At 50.8% G+C, this 17,614-nt stretch carries 14 protein-coding genes and 1 tRNA gene; 13 read left to right on the top strand and 2 right to left on the bottom strand.

What is annotated here, in order from left to right:
* Positions 1-105: 105 nt before the first annotated feature.
* From EKK48_26910 to EKK48_26895, 4 genes are all read left to right on the top strand, one after another.
* Complete coding sequence (locus EKK48_26910) at positions 106-921, top strand: ATP-binding cassette domain-containing protein (GenBank protein ID RTL36171.1); 816 nt, start codon at positions 106-108, stop codon at positions 919-921.
* Between the two features lie 147 nt (positions 922-1,068).
* Positions 1,069-1,869, top strand: coding sequence for a hypothetical protein (locus EKK48_26905; GenBank protein ID RTL35991.1), 801 nt, complete (start codon positions 1,069-1,071; stop codon positions 1,867-1,869).
* A 95-nt stretch (positions 1,870-1,964) separates the two neighbouring features.
* Positions 1,965-2,041: transfer RNA gene (locus tag EKK48_26900), tRNA-Arg, on the top strand.
* A 206-nt stretch (positions 2,042-2,247) separates the two neighbouring features.
* Positions 2,248-3,252 carry a hypothetical protein gene (locus EKK48_26895; GenBank protein ID RTL35990.1) on the top strand — a complete coding sequence of 335 codons (1,005 nt, stop codon included), beginning with the start codon at positions 2,248-2,250 and terminating at the stop codon, positions 3,250-3,252.
* A 58-nt stretch (positions 3,253-3,310) separates the two neighbouring features.
* On the opposite strand, the gene EKK48_26890 is transcribed toward EKK48_26895, so the two are convergent.
* Positions 3,311-3,871 (bottom strand): hypothetical protein, encoded by a 561-nt coding sequence (locus EKK48_26890; GenBank protein RTL35989.1) that lies wholly within the window; start codon positions 3,869-3,871, stop codon positions 3,311-3,313.
* Positions 3,872-4,163: 292 nt separating this feature from the next.
* Between EKK48_26890 and EKK48_26885 the strand changes: the two genes are divergently transcribed.
* The 9 genes from EKK48_26885 (at position 4,164) to EKK48_26845 (ending at position 16,561) form a co-directional block, all read left to right on the top strand.
* Positions 4,164-5,018, top strand: coding sequence for an LpxI family protein (locus tag EKK48_26885; GenBank protein ID RTL35988.1), 855 nt, complete (start codon positions 4,164-4,166; stop codon positions 5,016-5,018).
* Positions 5,019-5,152: 134 nt separating this feature from the next.
* The gene (locus EKK48_26880; protein RTL35987.1) at positions 5,153-6,340 is read left to right on the top strand and encodes a tetratricopeptide repeat protein; all 1,188 of its coding nucleotides are present in this window, start codon (positions 5,153-5,155) and stop codon (positions 6,338-6,340) included.
* A 273-nt stretch (positions 6,341-6,613) separates the two neighbouring features.
* Complete coding sequence (locus tag EKK48_26875) at positions 6,614-7,696, top strand: hypothetical protein (protein RTL35986.1); 1,083 nt, start codon at positions 6,614-6,616, stop codon at positions 7,694-7,696.
* Positions 7,697-7,945: 249 nt separating this feature from the next.
* On the top strand, positions 7,946-8,359 hold the full coding sequence (locus EKK48_26870; protein ID RTL36170.1) for a YjbQ family protein: 414 nt from the start codon (positions 7,946-7,948) through the stop codon (positions 8,357-8,359).
* Between the two features lie 21 nt (positions 8,360-8,380).
* Complete coding sequence (locus tag EKK48_26865; protein RTL35985.1) at positions 8,381-10,642, top strand: glutamine synthetase type III; 2,262 nt, start codon at positions 8,381-8,383, stop codon at positions 10,640-10,642.
* A 26-nt stretch (positions 10,643-10,668) separates the two neighbouring features.
* On the top strand, positions 10,669-12,378 hold the full coding sequence (locus EKK48_26860) for a tetratricopeptide repeat protein (GenBank protein RTL35984.1): 1,710 nt from the start codon (positions 10,669-10,671) through the stop codon (positions 12,376-12,378).
* A gap of 55 nt (positions 12,379-12,433) precedes the next feature.
* The gene (locus EKK48_26855; protein ID RTL35983.1) at positions 12,434-14,431 is read left to right on the top strand and encodes an EAL domain-containing protein; all 1,998 of its coding nucleotides are present in this window, start codon (positions 12,434-12,436) and stop codon (positions 14,429-14,431) included.
* Between the two features lie 75 nt (positions 14,432-14,506).
* On the top strand, positions 14,507-15,811 hold the full coding sequence (locus EKK48_26850) for a hypothetical protein (protein RTL35982.1): 1,305 nt from the start codon (positions 14,507-14,509) through the stop codon (positions 15,809-15,811).
* Between the two features lie 288 nt (positions 15,812-16,099).
* A complete protein-coding gene (locus EKK48_26845) occupies positions 16,100-16,561 on the top strand; it encodes a hypothetical protein (protein RTL35981.1) in 462 nt (153 codons plus the stop codon).
* 5 nt (positions 16,562-16,566) lie between these two features.
* Here EKK48_26845 and EKK48_26840 read toward each other — a convergent pair whose 3' ends face one another.
* A complete protein-coding gene (locus tag EKK48_26840; protein RTL35980.1) occupies positions 16,567-17,481 on the bottom strand; it encodes a hypothetical protein in 915 nt (304 codons plus the stop codon).
* Positions 17,482-17,614 lie beyond the last annotated feature (133 nt).

Here is a 17,614-nt window from a genome sequence, read left to right as displayed (position 1 = left end):
AGTTATGCAATTATCGCTCAAACTTTCCGTTTCGCACTGTATTCTATTAATTTCTGAGGTGCGAGCGGATCTCGTGTGCTCACTGTTGTGGAGTGTCTGGAAGCCATGCTTAAAATCGACCACGCAACAGTTCGCCGCAACGGCATCAACATTCTCGATGACATATCCATCGAAATTTCGGAAGGTGAACACACAGCCATTATTGGACCGAATGGCAGCGGAAAATCCATTCTCATCAAGTTGATTACCCGACACATTTATCCGGTTGCGCATTCTGATGGAAGACCTGCTGTATCGATATTCGGTCAAACTACATGGAACGTTTTCGATTTGAGAAAATTGCTCGGCATCATTACGCCGGAATTGCAAATTGCTTTCACTGCCGCGGGCGGCATTACAGGTATCGATGCAGTCTTGAGCGGATACTTCTCAAGCCAGGGTACATTCAGCCACCAGCTAGTGACTGATGAAATGCGCCACGACGCATTGGCCGCCCTGGATGACATGGGCGCATCTCACTTGGCTGAAAAGACTCTTGAGACCATGTCAACGGGAGAGTCGCGCCGCGTTCTAATTGCACGCGCACTTGTGCACCGACCGCGCGCTCTGCTGCTCGACGAACCTACAAGCGGGCTCGACATTGTTGGTCGTCGGCATTTTCTTGAAACGCTGCGCGGACTTGCCGCTAAAGGATGCGCGCTGCTCATCGTGACGCACCACATCGACGAGATCGTTCCGGAGATCAAGCGCGTTGTCTTGATGAAAGGGGGCAAAATACATAGCGACGGTGAAAAGGTGTCTTTGCTGACGCGAGGCAAACTGTCATCAGTATTTGGTATGGATGTCGATGTCAGATGTTCTAAAGAAGGCTATTTTACTGCTGACTTACAAAGCAGATCGCTTCACGCCGAGGAGTGTTGAAATGGCATGAAGTGCAGAATTACTTAGTTACACCTATGAAGTACGGCTTGTGCAGGGATGATTACCCCACTGTGACCAGCAGCTACTCCTTAGAGTTACAGCTTTTCACGCGTACCATAGACATCATGAGGAGGAGCATTGCCTGTGATGAACGCTATAGCAGCTCTATTGATGTTGTTATTAATTAACCAACCAGCGTTCTCTCAAGAAGCTCCAAGTCCGCTGCGGGTTCGTTCGGAGTTTCACCCAATAATCCAGTGTGGCGATCGTTATGACCCGCTGCGTATGATCCGCAACGATTTAGCCAAGCGCATGAGCCCGGGGCTATTTAATGACAGTGCTCTTGGTATAGTGCGAAACAATTTGAGTTTTGATCATAGCGACTGCAAACCGTTGCCACCGCGCAGAAGCAGTGCGCCAATTTTCGCTGAAACAAATCAAAAATACTTCCCTTCGAGTTTGGGCAAGTACCGCCAGAGTTGGTACACCCGCCACTTAATTGCCATGGATGAAAAATCCCTACAAGTGCTCGCGAACTCAAAAGAACAATTCGTTTGCAGGTTACTCTGGCTGCGTTCCTTCCACCACTCGATATGCATCCGAGTCACCAAATACGATGATGGAAAAGCAATTTTGGTGGCGAAGGAATTGAGCGGAAGTGGTGGATTTGATCCAGGCAAACTCACTAAAAATACCGAAGTGAATTGGACGGAGCTACAATTCAGACAATTCGAACAAATCCTAGATAAGGTGAAAATCTACGATCAAAAATCCATGGATGAATCGACACTCGGATACGACGGCGCGGAATGGGTATACGAATTAAATGATGGTGGTCGCTATCATGTTGTCGATCGTTCATCTTGTCACAACACAATGGGCGACTTAGGGATCTACCTAATAAAATCCGCCGGAATGATGCCTCCAAGAAAGTCGGAATTTTACTAGGCACATGACTTCGCGATGTCAATCTTGTAACACGAGTGTTTTCTCGTAAATTCAATTCTGTTGCAACATGGTATATTGATATTCCGCTACGAAATGTGCCCGTAGCCCAGCTGGATAGAGCGCATGGCTACGAACCATGAGGTCGGGAGTTCGAATCTCTCCGGGCACGCCACTTTGATGAAGGCAATCTAAGTTGATTGCCTTTTTCTATTTTTCCTGCGATTGCCTTTCGTCTCTTGGTAGCGTTTTGGCTTAATGCAACGCTAGAATCAACATAGACTGATTTGTTAACATCCTATTAAAACCGAGCGGATGTCAAGCGGTTCGGGCTATAGTTGGGACGTTACTAAGACCAGCGAAATCTATCGGACTGAAACCATGAACAATGATAATTCGATTTCGGTGCGCGTGCATCGACTGGACGGGTTCGCGCGCAAACAGTGGTGGCAGACGGCTTACTTTTTTTGTGTTCGAAAAAAAGAACCTGTCCACCCAAATCAAAATCATTCCATCAGGGCAGTTATCTGTACCCTGACGATCATGCCTATCTATGTGTTTATGGCTTATCAAAAAGTGACGACTCCAGCTGAGATCGCTTATCTGGCAGCAATGTTTAGCTTCGCGTTCCTCAGTCTAATCGCACTCATTTCCCCTTGCGTATGGCATCACATTCATCACGTGCTGGAAGTTAAACCTTCTGACTTGGAGTTGCAGTTCACCAGTCCAGGACTCAAACGGAGAGTCCCCTGGCATGAAATTGACAAGTTCTTTCTCGCTGGAAGCACCGAATTAGGCTTTCACGAGTACGCTGTGGTTTGTAAAAATGGGGAGGTTTTTTACCTATCCAAAGATTTGACCGATAGCGATCATTTGTTCAATTTCATTCAAAAACGATTGCCACCGCATGTGGTATCGTCTACACCAGCCCAAATTATCCCGGATGGGCAATTCGATACACAGTGGGTGGCCGCAGGCGCGATTCTGCTCGCAGGAGCGTTCGCAGCAGTTAATTTAGTCATCGGGATGTTTCGAGCTGGCTCCGCTGAGACTACAGAACACCTCTTAATTTATGGTCTGATTTACGGTTTGATGATCATCATTCCAATCGTGATTATGTACTTGCATAGAACAAGATTTGTTCAAATCTTACAGCCAAGCAACGAAGGACTTTTCTTGAGAACCCGCTCTGGAAGTGCATTCATACCGTGGGAACAGATCACTGCGATCCAAAAGCTGCCTGGTCACATACTGATCAAATCGAAAACAAATATGCCGTTTATCATGATGGCATCACAGAGGGAACCGATGATAGTCGATCTGATCTCGCGTACTGACCGAAAGCTTACCCCTATTGGAGAAGAAAGGAAGCTGTTAGAGAAGTAACTGCAGCAAAAATCAAAAGCCGTGGCGGGGCTGGTGGCACCATGTGTGGTGAGTGGTTCTAATAATTCTTCCGTGGGCGTGCCCAGTGCAGCACGCTACCGCGCACGGCTGAGTTGGACTGCATGGCCGCCGATCCAGCTGCAGCTGAGTCAGGTGCGTACTGTTTATATGGCGAGTACGCTTTCACGACGGGAGCCGAAGGCGCAGGAGGTTGTGAAGATTTGGGCTTCGCGGCTGTCTTCGGGCCGTTAATCAAGCCGCCTGCTCTTCCCCGCATCCCCATAGGCGGCGGTGGCGGAGCCTTTTCGGGAACGCCATTATTAGTCTTGGGAAGGCTGGTTCTCAAGCTTGGAATCGATTGGGAATATGGCTGCCACCCGGCCCGGGGCAACGGCATCGGTCCGCCTGGCATTCCGCCCATTCCTGCCTGAGCTGCGGCTGGATTAGTGCGCTGGTCGTTCACCATCGGCGCCTCATCAGTAATTGTGATTTGTTGGCGCGCCATATAGAAGTGCCCGATGTTCGGGTCAGACTGACGCTGCGCCAGCGCCGGTGCAATCGCCATTGCCGCGCTTGCAATCGACAAAGCCGTTAACAGAGGTGCCGAGAACTTGGTCATTGCTTCTCCCGTATCCATCAAGCCGCTTAACACGCAGCGGCGCAACCTGAGCCCAGTTTAATCGTGTTGTTTTCTCGATGTCAAGCAAAACTGGTAATTACCCTGAACGCCCAGTTTCGACCAACTGAACACGCACGCGTAGTTTTAGGATAACAAAATCTTGACCATCTCGCTCACCGCAATGCAGCCGGCACGCCATTAATGCGAAGATCGTTCCAGACTTTCTTAGCTGCACGCAAGGGTGGAGCGGGATACCGAGTGCTAGACTTTCGTAAACTCTGGAGGATCGCCTGTGGCGGAAGTTTCCGCAGCCGACAAAATCAATGAAGCAGGTCCGAAGTCCGGCACGCTTGGGCTCATCGCCGGTGACGGCACCCTTCCGCTGTTGCTCGCGAAATCTGCCAAGGCGCGTGGCCTCAAGGTTGTTTGCCTGGCCCTGACAGACGAAGCTTATCGGAACGTTGAGACCACCGCCGACGTTACCATCAAAATCGCGCCTGGTCAGATCGGTCGCAATTTCAAGCTGCTGCAGGACAATAAGTGCAATTACGCCGTTTTTATCGGAAAAATTCGCAAGCTAAATCTTCTCAAGAACATCCATAAGTTCGACTGGACTGCCGTTCGCGAGCTCACCCAGCTTTCCAATTTGACTGACGACAGCATTCAAGTTCGCATGGGCGAGTTGATCGAGGGGCTAGGCATCAAGGTTCTAACTCAATCCGAGTTTCTGCGGGAATTGTTTCCCGATGTCGGCGTAATCACAAAACGTGAACCCAACGCGAAAGAATACATAGATATCGAATACGGCATGCAGATTGCCAAGGAAATCGCACGCCTGGATATTGGTCAGACTGTCATTGTTCGCAATCGCATTCTTCTGGCTGTCGAAGCGGCTGAGGGTACAGATGAAGCAATCAAGCGGGCTGTGCAGCTTGCGCGCGGTCCTGTGGTTGTTGTGAAAGTTGCCAAACCTGGGCAGGACCAGCGCTTTGACATTCCTGCAGTGGGCATGACGACGCTTGAATCGATGAAATGCGAGGAGGGTGGCGGCGTTCTGGCGCTGGCAGCCAACGAAACCATGATTGTCGAGCGCGAAGAGATGATTGCCCGAGCCGATGCTTGCGGCATTTCGATAGTCGCCGTTTAGGTTCCGGAACAGTGTTCGTCCCTTTTGCGCAGTTCATACAGGGAAAACCCCGGAGTTTTACCAGTCATAAAGTCATGAGCAATAAGCTTTGTTCGATGCCATAATGAGTTATCGACCCAGTTGTGAGTTTTGGCATGCCATCTATCAAAGTTAAGCTGCTCAATGTGATTGCGTTGACCGCGCTCGTTTCTTCATCTGTTCCGCTGGCATTTGCGGGCGATGGGCAGCAGTCGAAAGTCGGCAAGTCGCAATCGAAAGCGCCTCAGGCGACAGTGGCACAGGCGCTGTCGAAGCCGGATAAATCTGACTCAGTCGCGGAACAGGCGCAGTCTGAGCAATTGGACCAATCGGAGCAATCTGAGTCGAGTGATGTGAGAGCCGCTAGTGCAGAAGCTAGCAATGACGCTGCCGCTGACTATTCTGCTGCTCTGGAACGCGCCGCTACGGCTCGAAGAATCGGACTCAATCAGGCTCTGGAGCACTATGACCTGGCTCGCTATTACTGGTCGCGCTGGAATTTGAAAATGGCTGAGCTTGAATATCAGGCAGCCATCATGTTTTCGCCTGACTTGAAAGTGGCGCATCGCGATTTGTGCTTGCTGTCTATGTTTACGGCCCAACCGTCGCGTTGTCTCGCTGAGTTGATGATGGTAGTCGGGCTCGGTGAGCCAATTCCGTTGAATGAAGACGAGCGAATCGCCTTCAAGAAGAATGCCGCCAAACTGCACAACCAGCAGGGAATAGCTTATGGGCGCAAGAATCGCTGGGATAGAGCGATTGCCGAGTTCAAGTGGGCACTCACTTATTCGCCTGGAAACGCTGCCATTGAGCGCTCTCTGGCTTTCTCGTATGCCAACAAGGGAGATTTCGAACTGGCTGAAACGGCTTACATGCGCAGTTTTAGCGAAGATCCAGCCGACGGATATGCGCACGCTGACTTCGCCTTCTTGCTTGCCGACAACGGTGGCGGCGACCGCGCTATAAAGCAACTTTCCGAGGCTGTTAAGCTCGAACCTCAAGACCCCGCGTTGCACGTGGACATGGGCTGGATGGCTGAAAGCAAGGGCGATCTGGCGACTGCGCAGACTGAATTTCAGCAAGCGGTCAAGCTGAGTCCGAAGCACGCCGGGCTCTGGGCGCATCTGGGCAAAGTATTTGAACGCGAAGGAAAGGCTGAAGCTGCCACCAGCGCCTATTCTCACGCTCTCGCTCTTGACCCCGGTCAGGACGAAGCCAAAGAGCGCCTCGAAAGTTTGAAGAGTCACCAGCCAAGCGCGCCATCGGCGCCGTCGCACTCGGACAGTACCAAGCACGAATCCTGATGGGGCGCCCGCGTCCCGCGGGCTTTTCGCGCACCAGGCACGAATTCTTATGGAGCGCCCGCGTCCCGCGGGCTTTTTTTTTTAAGCCCGCAAGATGCGGGCGCTCCATTGCCCGCAAGATGCGGGCGCTCCATTGCCCGCAAGATGCGGGCGCTCCATGGCGGATCGGTGCGGCGCCCTAGCGCGACGTCGCCCTGCCCTCGTAGTTTCCCCAATGACATGCGCGCCCCCTGGGGCTAGGATCACCGTGGATGAACCTACCTGCCGGAAGCCATGTCTGACTTCAGTTTCAAGAACATCGAGAACGAGTTTAATGTTGCCGGGCGCGTCGCCTTAGCTACGCCAGGCGCAATTCTTGATGAAGTGCAGAAAGACTGGGCTACCAATAAAAGCAAATTACTTACTACGACCCTCGAGTCTGCGGCAATTGGTTACGCCACAGGGTTCGCATTTAAATCGGCTCCGGCTGCGGCGCTTCTGGCGACTGGCGTGCTGGCAGGAATTGGTGTCATTTCCAAAACTGCACCAATGTTCGGCGATGCCTGGAATGCAAATTCAGATGCTCAGCGCAACTCGCTCGTCAACAAATACAGCCTCGACTTCGGCAAAACTGGTGCCACCATGGCTGAGGGCTTGCCCGGTTTCATGCTCGGCGGAAAGGCAGCATCCATCTCACTTGCGCGCTCGGAAGCGCTGCAAAACTTCGCCTATAAAAACATCACCAAACCAATCGAATTTCCGATTCAAGAGCAGATTGCCTTCAGAGGTCCCGGTGCCACCATGTTGCCGGAAGGCACTCTCAAAGCCGGTTCAGTCGATGCGCTCAAGTTGAGTGAAACTTTGGCACCAAAATCCGGAGCAGAACTTGCACGTTCGCTCGACCTGCAAACCGGCAGGGCGAGCCGCATCTTCACTGGCAAAGAATTTGAAGTAACACCAAAATTTGAAGACAGAAGCGGACGCGCTCTCATCCACACGCATCCGACAGAAGTTGGACCAAGACCCGGTCTTTATGACTTGACTGCGACCCAAGATCTGGGCATCATCCGCAGCGGCGACTACCGCACCTTCTACATCGGTCAGAAAGGGCTTGGCAGCGGCGAAGCGCAGCTGAAGGCTCTCATCCTCGACGATGCGAATAAGCAAGCCTTCCTCCTTCATAATCGTCCTGGCACCAACGGATACACCTGGCAGCACGCGGCTCCGCAGTATGTTGAGTATGAGGGAGCGACCAGCGCATTAAAGTCGCTCGATGTAAAGAATGCCTGGTCTCAGTTTGAGTCTATACCGAAAGCCGCTCCGTCAGCGAATCTCGAGCACCTGAAGATTGCAGCCGGTCAAAAATTGGGCGGTTAAGACATCAAGACCGAGCCCCAAGCCGGCGTGTGCAGCTGTAAATAGCCGTCGTATATATCAAGAAAGTATCAAGGCGACAGCCGCTGAGATCCCTTGTGTAACGGGTTTTCGCTTTTAACCTCATAAACTATCGCAATGGCAGAGGTGGCGTTGTAAGATCTTAGCCGAGCTGCCAGCCTGCCTGTATTCCATTTGGACCCAGGCGCTATCTCACTTTTGCGTGGAGAGATCGTGAAAACTTCAGACGGCATCAAAGCCTTCACCAAGTATCTATGGTTCGAAACCAAAGAGCGCAGAGAATACATCCGAATAACAGACGACGTGCAGGCCTTTTGTAAAGAATCGGGCCTGCGCGACGGTTTTATATTGGTTTCTGCGATGCACATAACCGCGGGCGTATATATAAATGATTGGGAAAGCGGCCTGCTCAAAGACATTGACAAATGGGTGGAAAAACTGGCACCAGTTGATCCTTCCTATCAACATCACCAGACTGGTGAAGACAACGGAGATGCGCATCTAAAGCGGATCTTGATCAATCATCAAGTGACGGTGCCAGTCACTGATGGCAAATTGGATCTGGGACCATGGGAGCAAATTTTTTACGCGGAATTCGACGGCATGCGACGAAAGCGTGTCGTGCTGAAGGCTTTGGGCATATAAACGGGGAGGAGCAGATCGTTAATGAGTACTATGACAGAAAATAAGAAAGCACATTCACATCGGAATGGTGGCAATAACACCCATTCCAGCAGTCGTAGAGCGGCTATTCAAGCGATTCAATCCCGCGAGCCAGTGTCGGCATCTGTTGATTACACAAGAACTACCGTATCTGAAATTTACGGCTCGAATGTTTTCAACCGTCATATCATGCGCACAATGTTGCCGAAAGCGGTTTATAAAGCCGTTCTTCGCTGCCTGGACCACGGTGAGCGTCTTGACTCAAATCATGCAGACATCGTTGCTAACGCTATGAAAGATTGGGCAATCTCCAAAGGCTGCTCACACTTCACGCACTGGTTCATGCCGATGACCGGTTTGACCGCAGAAAAGCATGATTCATTCCTCGTCTCTGGTGGCGATGAAGGTCTGGCTATTCTCGAATTCTCCGGCAAAGTCTTGATTCAAGGTGAGCCTGACGCATCGAGCTTCCCTTCGGGCGGCATCCGCTCCACATTCGAAGCCCGCGGATACACCGGTTGGGACCCAACCAGCCCTGCTTTCATCATGGAAAGCACCAACGGCAAAACGCTCTGTATTCCGACAGTATTTTGCTCGTTCAGCGGTCACGCGCTGGACAAAAAGACACCACTTTTGCGCTCGCTTGAAGCCATCAACAAGCAAGCAACAAGAATGCTTCACCTTCTCGGAAAGAAGGAAGTTAAGCGCGTTGTCTGCACCGTTGGACCAGAACAAGAATATTTCTTGATCGATGAAGCCTTCTACTTGCAGCGCCCTGACTTGATCAACGCTGGTCGCGCTCTCTTCGGCGCCAAGCCTCCGAAGGGTCAGGAAATGGAAGACCACTACTGGGGTTCAATCAAAGAACGCGTACTCGCGTACATGATGGAAACAGAAAACGAACTCTACAAGCTTGGTGTTCCTGTTAAGACCAGACACAACGAAGTTGCACCTGCGCAGTTCGAAGTTGCACCGGTTTTCGAAAACAGCAACGTCGCCACCGACCACAACATGGTGCTCATGGAAGTCTTCCGTAAAACAGCTTTGAAGCACGGTTTGCGTTGCCTCTTCCATGAAAAACCATTCAGTGGTGTCAATGGCAGTGGCAAACACAACAACTGGTCTATGGCTGACGATGAAGGCAACAACCTTCTCGAACCAGGCAAAACACCGCAAGAAAACACTCAATTCCTCGTTGTTCTCGCTGCTGTAATTAGAGCCGTCAACAAGCATGCCAAGCTGGTTCGTGCCAGCGTTGCTTTTGCCGGTAACGATCACAGACTTGGCGCCAACGAAGCACCACCTGCCATCATCAGCATCTTCCTCGGTGACAAGTTGACCGAAGTTGTGCAGCAAATCATCAGCGGTAAAGCAGCAACTGGAAATCTTTCCGGACGCACAATCGAGTTTGGTGTTTCCACATTGCCTGCATTGCCTCGCGATGATTCCGACCGTAACCGCACTTCACCATTTGCTTTCACAGGCAACAAGTTCGAGTTCCGCGCCGTGGGCAGCAGTCAATCGATTGCCTGGCCGAACACGATTCTCAACGCCATCGTTGCAGAATCGCTCGACTACATGGCTACTGAGATCGAAAACCTGATCATCTCCGGTACCGAACTCAACGCCGCTGTTCAGCAGGTCGTGAAGAAGACTCTCGCAGAGAACGAGAGAATCTTGTTCAACGGCGACAACTACTCGCAAGAGTGGCACGACGAAGCGGAAAAACGTGGTTTGCCTAACTTGAAGAGCACCATTGAAGCATTGCCTGTTTTGATCGAAGACGATGCTAAGAAGCTCTTCTCGAAGTACGGCATTTTGCAGGAAGATGAACTCGTTAGCCGCTACAACATTATGTTGGAAGGCTACTGCAAGACAATTAACGTTGAAGCGCTGTTGACTGCCAACATGGCGACAACGATGATTCTGCCTGCAGCACTCGAGTATCAAAACAGAGTTGCCACGACAGTCGTTCAGACGAAGCAAGCAATCAGTGGTATCAATTTGACATCACAGGAAGGCATGCTCCGTGAGTTGGCTGAAAAGGTCAACAAATTGCGCGAAAACATCGAAACGCTCGAATCCTTGCGCCATATACACAAGGAAGATGATCACGACGATGTCTACAATCATGCCAAGTTCTACCAGAACAAAGTTCTTCCTGCGATGAACGAAGTTCGGGCAGTGGCTGATGAATTGGAAAATATCGTCGACGACTCACTGTGGCCGTTGCCGAAGTTCCGCGAAATGCTCTACATCTACTAATGATGTAACGCACCGGTCCCGGTGCCATGGAGCGCACCCGTCCCGGGTGCATCCTCCAGTTCCACCGTCCGATAAACCAACAAGGAGGACGACAGCGATGTCGTCCTCTCTTATTTCGTGTATATTTTGGATTGCGTCAGGTTATAGAAAGTGAGTGGGATATTTTAAAGCGCTACGGCGACTTCAAAGTCACCACTCGTTGCTTGGGCACTGTTGCCCTTGCCGCGACGCTGCTGCTCGGGTGTTCTCAATCTGAAGAGACTTATGTAAAACCTCGGCAATTTGCTCTGGAGCAGTGCGAGCTGGGCCATTACACCCAGGCTGAGGCCAGGCTGATTCCGCTAATCAAGACTATGAAAGCGAATCACGCCCAATCATTAGCCAATGCAACACAGCAGCTGGCGTGGGTTTATATGTGTGACGGCAAATTCAAAGAAGCTGAAGATCTCGCTTCCAAGGCGCAGTTTAGTCACGACAAAAACGATTCTTCCGATGTCGAAAGTAGAATTCTCGACGCCTATACCCTTGCCTCCATTTATTTGAGAGAGGGCAAGTTCGCGCAGGCTGAGCCATTGTTCAAAGATGCGATCGAGATGCGCCGTCAACTGACGAAAGAGAATAAGCCACCAGCAACCGACAAAATTGTCGAGGCACCGCGGCTGGCGCCACTCGAGCTGGGCATGGCGAAGTTGGAATTTGAGACCGGCAGGTACAAAGAAGCTTCGAATCGGCTGCAAGAAGTGGTGAAGCTGGCGGAGGCGGATCGACTGGACAATAAACCCGGGTCGGGGGTGGTATTAGCTCAGGCGCTGTTGACGATTGCTGCGTTAGATGAAGCCAACGGTAAGTTTCTGGATGCAGAAAGTATCATCAATCGGGTTATGGCTTTGAAGGGGAGCGGACTCAATGGGCATAGTAATCTGACTCTCGGGACGATGCTAGGTTTACTGTCTGTGTTGACAGCGCAGCACCGTTATCGCGAGGCTGATGCACTAGCCCAGCACGTTTGGCTTGAGATGAACACGCTGTTCAGGGAAGACCACCCCGACCTTCTGCGGGCGAAACTGTTGAACATGCCGAACGTTCATCATATGCATCCGGAAGTCCCAAATGCCGAGTTGCAGTCTGTTCACGAACGACTGATCGCCAGTTACGCTGATACTTACGGTGCCGACAGTCCATACCTGATTGCGCCATATGAGTTAGCCGGGCTCTATTCGCTCACTATTAGTGATTACGAGTCAGCCGAGTCTAACCTTCGCGCTGCGCTTGCCCTGACGACGAAGCGGTTGGGCGAGCACCACCCTCGCACCATTCGAGTGGTTGACGATCTTGCCCTGACACTCGGATTCAAAGATCTGAATACCAAGACTAAAACTGATCTCGCCGAGGCTCAGAGCCTGGCCAGGCAGGCAATTGCGAATCTGAACGAGTCAACGCCCGAAGATAACCCGGTTCGTGCCAGAGCGCTTGGCGTTTTAGCCAGCATTTACATGGTGGAAGGTAACAATGAAGCCGCCTATAAGGCATTCCAGGACTATCTTGCAGTTTCGAAAAAGGTCAATTATGAGGACCCGGTCGACCGCATTCGATTCCTCAAAAACTACCAGACAGTTTGCGAAAAGACCGGACACACAGCTGAAGCGCGCCGTATCAAGGCGCTGTTTGCCGATACTACTCCTGTCGTTCACGCAAGCGTGGGCAAATCGGGTAAGGTGCCTCTACTCTTAAAGTAGATAGCGCGGTGGTACACTGCTAATGGCAGGTTAGGTCTCTAGTTTAAGAATCTGCTTGACATGGCGTTTTAGCAATCCTGGTCAACTGCGCATGGCATCGTCTGACAACAACAAAGTAGTGCAGGGCGTTGTCGCGGTTCTGGTTCTCGGTGCTGCATGTGCTTATTTGATGAGCAGTGGTCCGACTGGCGCTAATTTGACTACATGGATGAACGAGCGCAAAGCTGTCTTGTCTGAATTGCAGCAGATAGAATCGTCTTTCCGTGACGCAGAGATTGCGCAACAAAGTTACATAGGCACCGGCAATGATGCCTACATGGAACAGTTCAAACAGTTTGTGCGCAGTGGCAATGCGCAATTGTTCAAGTTGCGCAACGAACACGGCGAAGCTTATGGCGATAAGTTCCGTCCTATTGAACAACGTCTGCAAGCCTTGAGCGAGCAGTTGCGTGTGAGCGCCGAAGCTCGCAAGCAGCAGGGTGAGAACGCCGCCCGCGACCTTTACGTGACTTCTCGTGAGTACCGAGAGCGCATGAAGTTGTGGAAAGATATTGGCGACGCCGAACAATACGAAATTTCTCTGCTTGAAAATAAAGCCACCAAAGATGGTGATGCTCTCAGTTATGTTCGATACATTTGCTTTATCTTCATCGGGTTGATGATTTTTGGTGTCTGGATTGTGCTCGGCTCGCGTCAACCGGCATTGAAAGACGCTGAAGAGAAGAATCGTTTGCTCGTTGCTGAACTGGAAGCTGCGAAAGCTCAACTCGATCGATTAGCCAACATCGATTTCCTCACAGAAGTTTTGAACATTCGCGGACTGCAAGCTGTATTGCCAATTGAAGAAAATCGTACCGGACGGGTCGGCGGGCAGTTGGTTGCAGTACTGATCAACGTCGATAATTTCCGCAAGATAAATGAGAGCCTCGGGCATGCAGTAGGCGACATTGTCTTGAAGGAGTTGGGCAAACGTGTGGGTGGCACGCTACGACCGTCAGATCACGTTGCGCGTGTAGGTGGTGACGAGTTTCTCATCATTTTGCCCGATACGCAATTGGCTTATGCCATGCGTGTTGCTGAGAGAATTCGCCTGGCTATCTCTGAATCTCCATTGCGTTGCTCATCAGAGTTGATCAGTATCACTGTTAGTGTAGGTGTGGCCACTTTGCCACCAAAAATCACATCTATTGAAGAGGTATTGCAAGTCACTCGCTCGGCGTTGAAGCGCAGCAAAACGGCCGGGAAAAATCGCATCTCTCTGGCACGGGAAGGCACATCTCCTGAGCCAGAAGCAGGACCAGTCACGCGCGATATCGTAGAGGTGCTTTGCGACGGCAAAGATTTCCGCACGGTATTTCAGCCTATCATTGACCTGGGCAGCGACCAGGTCGCCGGCTATGAGATGTACAGCCGTGGACCCGATGGAGCTTTCGAAAGCCCTGCTGATTTCTTCAGGGTCTGTGTGGAAAACAACGTTCTCACCACCGTCGACATTTTGTGCCTTAAGCTTTGTATTGCGCAAACTGCCAACACTGGTAATCATCTGCGTTTTCACATCAATCTTTTTCCAAGCACGATTCTTGATACACCAATAGACAATTTGATTGCGCTTTTCCCGACCGATCGAAGTGGCAAGTCGTTTTGCGTAGAAATTAGTGAGCAGCAGTTTGTTGGTGACCCCGGGTATCTTCGAGATCACGTCAATGCTCTGAAGCAAGCTGGAATTCTGGTGGCAATAGACGACGTTGGATTTGGCAGAAGTTCATTGGAAAGTTTGATTTTGCTGGAGCCGGATCTGGTCAAAGTTGACCGCAAGTACGTTAGTGGTGTGTCGCGCGAACCCGCGAAAGCACGCCTTCTGAAGCGCGTCGTCAATGTGGCGAAATCGCTGGGAGCCGAAATCGTCGCGGAAGGAATTGAAGTAAAAGATGACCTTCCGATTCTTAAAGAAATCGGCGTGCACTACGGGCAGGGCTACTACTGGGGAGACTTGCTTGAAGTGTTGCCGTCCAGTACGACACCGAAACCGGCATTCCAACCAGAAAAGCGTTAGGGCAAAACAAGGCAGTCGCGAGCCTTGCATTCGACAGTGGCAGACATAGTGAAAGTTCAATAGAGGGAACTACAGGTGAGCGAAGAAAAACCGAGTGAAGAGCATCAGCAGCCAGGAATCGGTGGCGAAGCGGACAGCGCTGCTGCTGATCCAGTCGGTGATTATGTGTTTGGACTTCAAGCGCCTCTAGATCTCGCCACATCGGCAGAAATTCAACCTGCCAGGTCTGACCAGGCAGCGTCTGCCTCGCCTGGCGATCCGTCAAATATGGGCTCTCAATCAAATACGGGATCTTCATCAAATCCTTCATCTACATTGAATTCTGCATCGCCATCGAATTCTACAGCTCCGTCGAATTCTGCGTCTCCATCGAATGCCGCAGGCGACGATGATGGTGATGTTCCGCCGCCCCCGACATATGCAGATCTGGCAAAAAAGAATCTTCCAGCAAAGGTATCTACAACTCCACAATCCCCAGCTACTGTCGGCAACAAGGCGCAACCGGCATCCACTGCCGGTAATCCGCAACCGGCATCCACTGCCAGCAATCCACGACCGTCGTCCACTGGAAGCAATCCGCAGCCGTCGCCTGATACAACCAGCGCCCCATCAGCTCCGAACTTCCCAGCACCTGCAACAGCGGGCACACAGGGTGTGGTTCCCGAACCTGGTGCGTCTAAGTTTGCAGTTGATGAGGTGATCAGTTTCGGCTGGAAAGAGATGCTCAAGTATTTCTGGCCTCTCACCGGCGTGATGACTTGCACCTTCCTGGTTCAGATGGTGCCTACCATTTCTTCGCTTGTTTTGAAGTACCTTGTTGCGCAGACGGCAGTGATCGGCACGATCTCTCTGATTGTGTCTCTGGTTGGCATGATTATCGGAGTCGTCATCGGTCTTGGAATGCTGAATCTTTTTCTCAAAGTAGTTGAGGGCGATACGCTTGCCGTGCGAGATGTCTTTTCTAAGTACTCTCGCGCCTGGAATTTTGCTTTGGCTAGTCTTCTCTACGGACTGATGGTTGGCGCCGGGTACGTTTGTTTGATTATTCCGGGCGTTTATTTACAGTTGCGATTTCAGTTCTATCCTTATTTCATTCTTGATTCAGACGCCGGACCTCTTACCTCGCTGAAAGCCAGCTGGGCTATCACCAGGGGCTCAGTGGCAGAAGTATTTTTCCTTGGCATTGTTAACTATTTCATCAACTGGGTCGGCTTGTTGTGCCTTGTAATCGGTATGTTTCCCGCTTACATCGTGCAGAATATCGCGTTGGCAAAGACATATCGCCAGCTCCGTGCTAATACACCGCTCAGTGAAATGCCACCAAATCTGATGCCGTTGGCGCTGATTTCAGATTCTGAATCGTCCCAGCGAGCAGGTTGAAATTGCCGGCTAACCTCTGCAGCCTGATTAGAGTGGACTTTCGGGACTCATTTCAGCGAACAATTTTCGATTCTGTTATGGTTCTGCTATGAGTGATTATCAGAAGCGGAAGACCTGTGATCTCGCAATCGCAATCCCAGTTGGGGATGCCATGAGGTTGAGGGTGATTTGAAAACAATTTTTGGTGGCAAAATAGGCATGTGGGAGAGGCACATTTTCTCTAAGGCGTCGTCTACCACTACAGGTGAGCACTTCAGTGGTTGTGCCGCGATTTTAAGGTCCAGGGAAATGAAGCAATTCTTGCTGGTTTTCATTGCGTGTTTGGCTGTCGGCTATTGCTGCGATCCGCCCGCAAATGCCGCGCCAGACGATAATTCAAGCAATTCTGCAACTGCTAATGCAGCTAACAAACCATATGGTCAATACGGCTCGCACCTGGAGCCGATTTTGAAAACAATCAATGCCACGCCTGACCAGCGCGTCAAAATTTCAGCAGTGGTCAGTGAGTTCAAGCCGAAGATAGAGCCGACTCTGGTTAAATATCACGAGATTCGAGATCAGTTCTTGCAATGTATGTTCACTGGTAAAGCCTCTGAAGACATCATGTCTAAGCAAGACGAAATGAATCAACTTTCCAGCCAGATCAATAATCAATACATGATGATGAATTTGAAAGTGCGCAAACTTCTTAAGCCCGATCAAGTCGAGCCTTACGAGAATTATCGACGCAAGCAGGGCTGGGTGAAGTAGCCTGACTAAATAGCGGCTCGGTTCGCGCCTGGTTTTGATTCCGGTTTTTGAACTTCTTCAACGCCGTTTGATTGCGCAGTTTCGATCAGATACGTGTCTCTCAACTGTTGTGCGTTGAGGTCGAGCCCGGCTTCCATACTGATTTTTCTCACGACGAGATTGACACCAGCTTGCGATATTCTTCGACGTTGAGGATTTAAGAACAATGCTTTTTCGTTGGAGCGAGTGAAGCGCTGGCGGCGCTGCTGCAACCACTGTTCCATGGCTAGTTTAGTAGGTGCATTGAGTGTAATGGCGCGCGCAGTGGCAATATCGTCTCCTCTCAGGCACAATGTCGCAGTCGCGGGAATGTAATCATCCATATCGAGCATCGTGCAATCGATTGCTCTGATGCCGGTTGTGCCGAGAAGCAGAGCCAGGGCTCGGTGTTTCACCGATGGATTGGCTTCTGCAGCTGCCAGGAATTTCTGCACGTCTTCATTCGACAGAGCCTGCGGATTTGCGCCGGGCAATTCGTCGCGCACAATTGAAATTGGCTCCAGCCCGATGTATTCGTAGAACTCTCCAATGGTAGTTAGAGCTTTGCTGATGGTAGAAGGTCTTGCCTTCAAAAAATATTGCAGGTAGTCGAGGTAATCGCTTACAGCAGCATCTTTGGCTTGACGTTCAGGATTGGTTGTTTCGTAACTGCGGCGAGAATGGCTCAGGAAGCTGATGAATTGACTGAGTCGAGAGCGTTGTGCGCGCCTTGCATGAGGCGAAGGCATCTGTGTTTTCAGGGCATGACTGTAAGAACTGTAATGCGTCTGCAGATTTTGAATGAATTGATTTGGAGTGGTCGGGTCGTTACTAATAGGGCACATCAAAAAACTCTCGCTCGGGTGTCCATGACAGAGTCGCGTAGACTTTAAGTCACTCATAAGGTGATTGTCAAACGGTTCGCGTCGATCCCCTATTAGAGATCCTTTACTAGGAGCCAATCGACCAACTGGCTTGAATCTCGCCCTTTCCTTTTGTAAAACCTTTGAGATGCTTGAAAACCTCGTTGAAGAC

This window comes from Candidatus Melainabacteria bacterium, assembly GCA_003963305.1.
In the GTDB taxonomy this organism is placed as follows: domain Bacteria; phylum Cyanobacteriota; class Vampirovibrionia; order Obscuribacterales; family Obscuribacteraceae; genus PALSA-1081.
The sequence above is the reverse complement of the archived record's forward strand: the minus strand, read 5'-3'. Positions and strand labels throughout refer to the sequence as shown.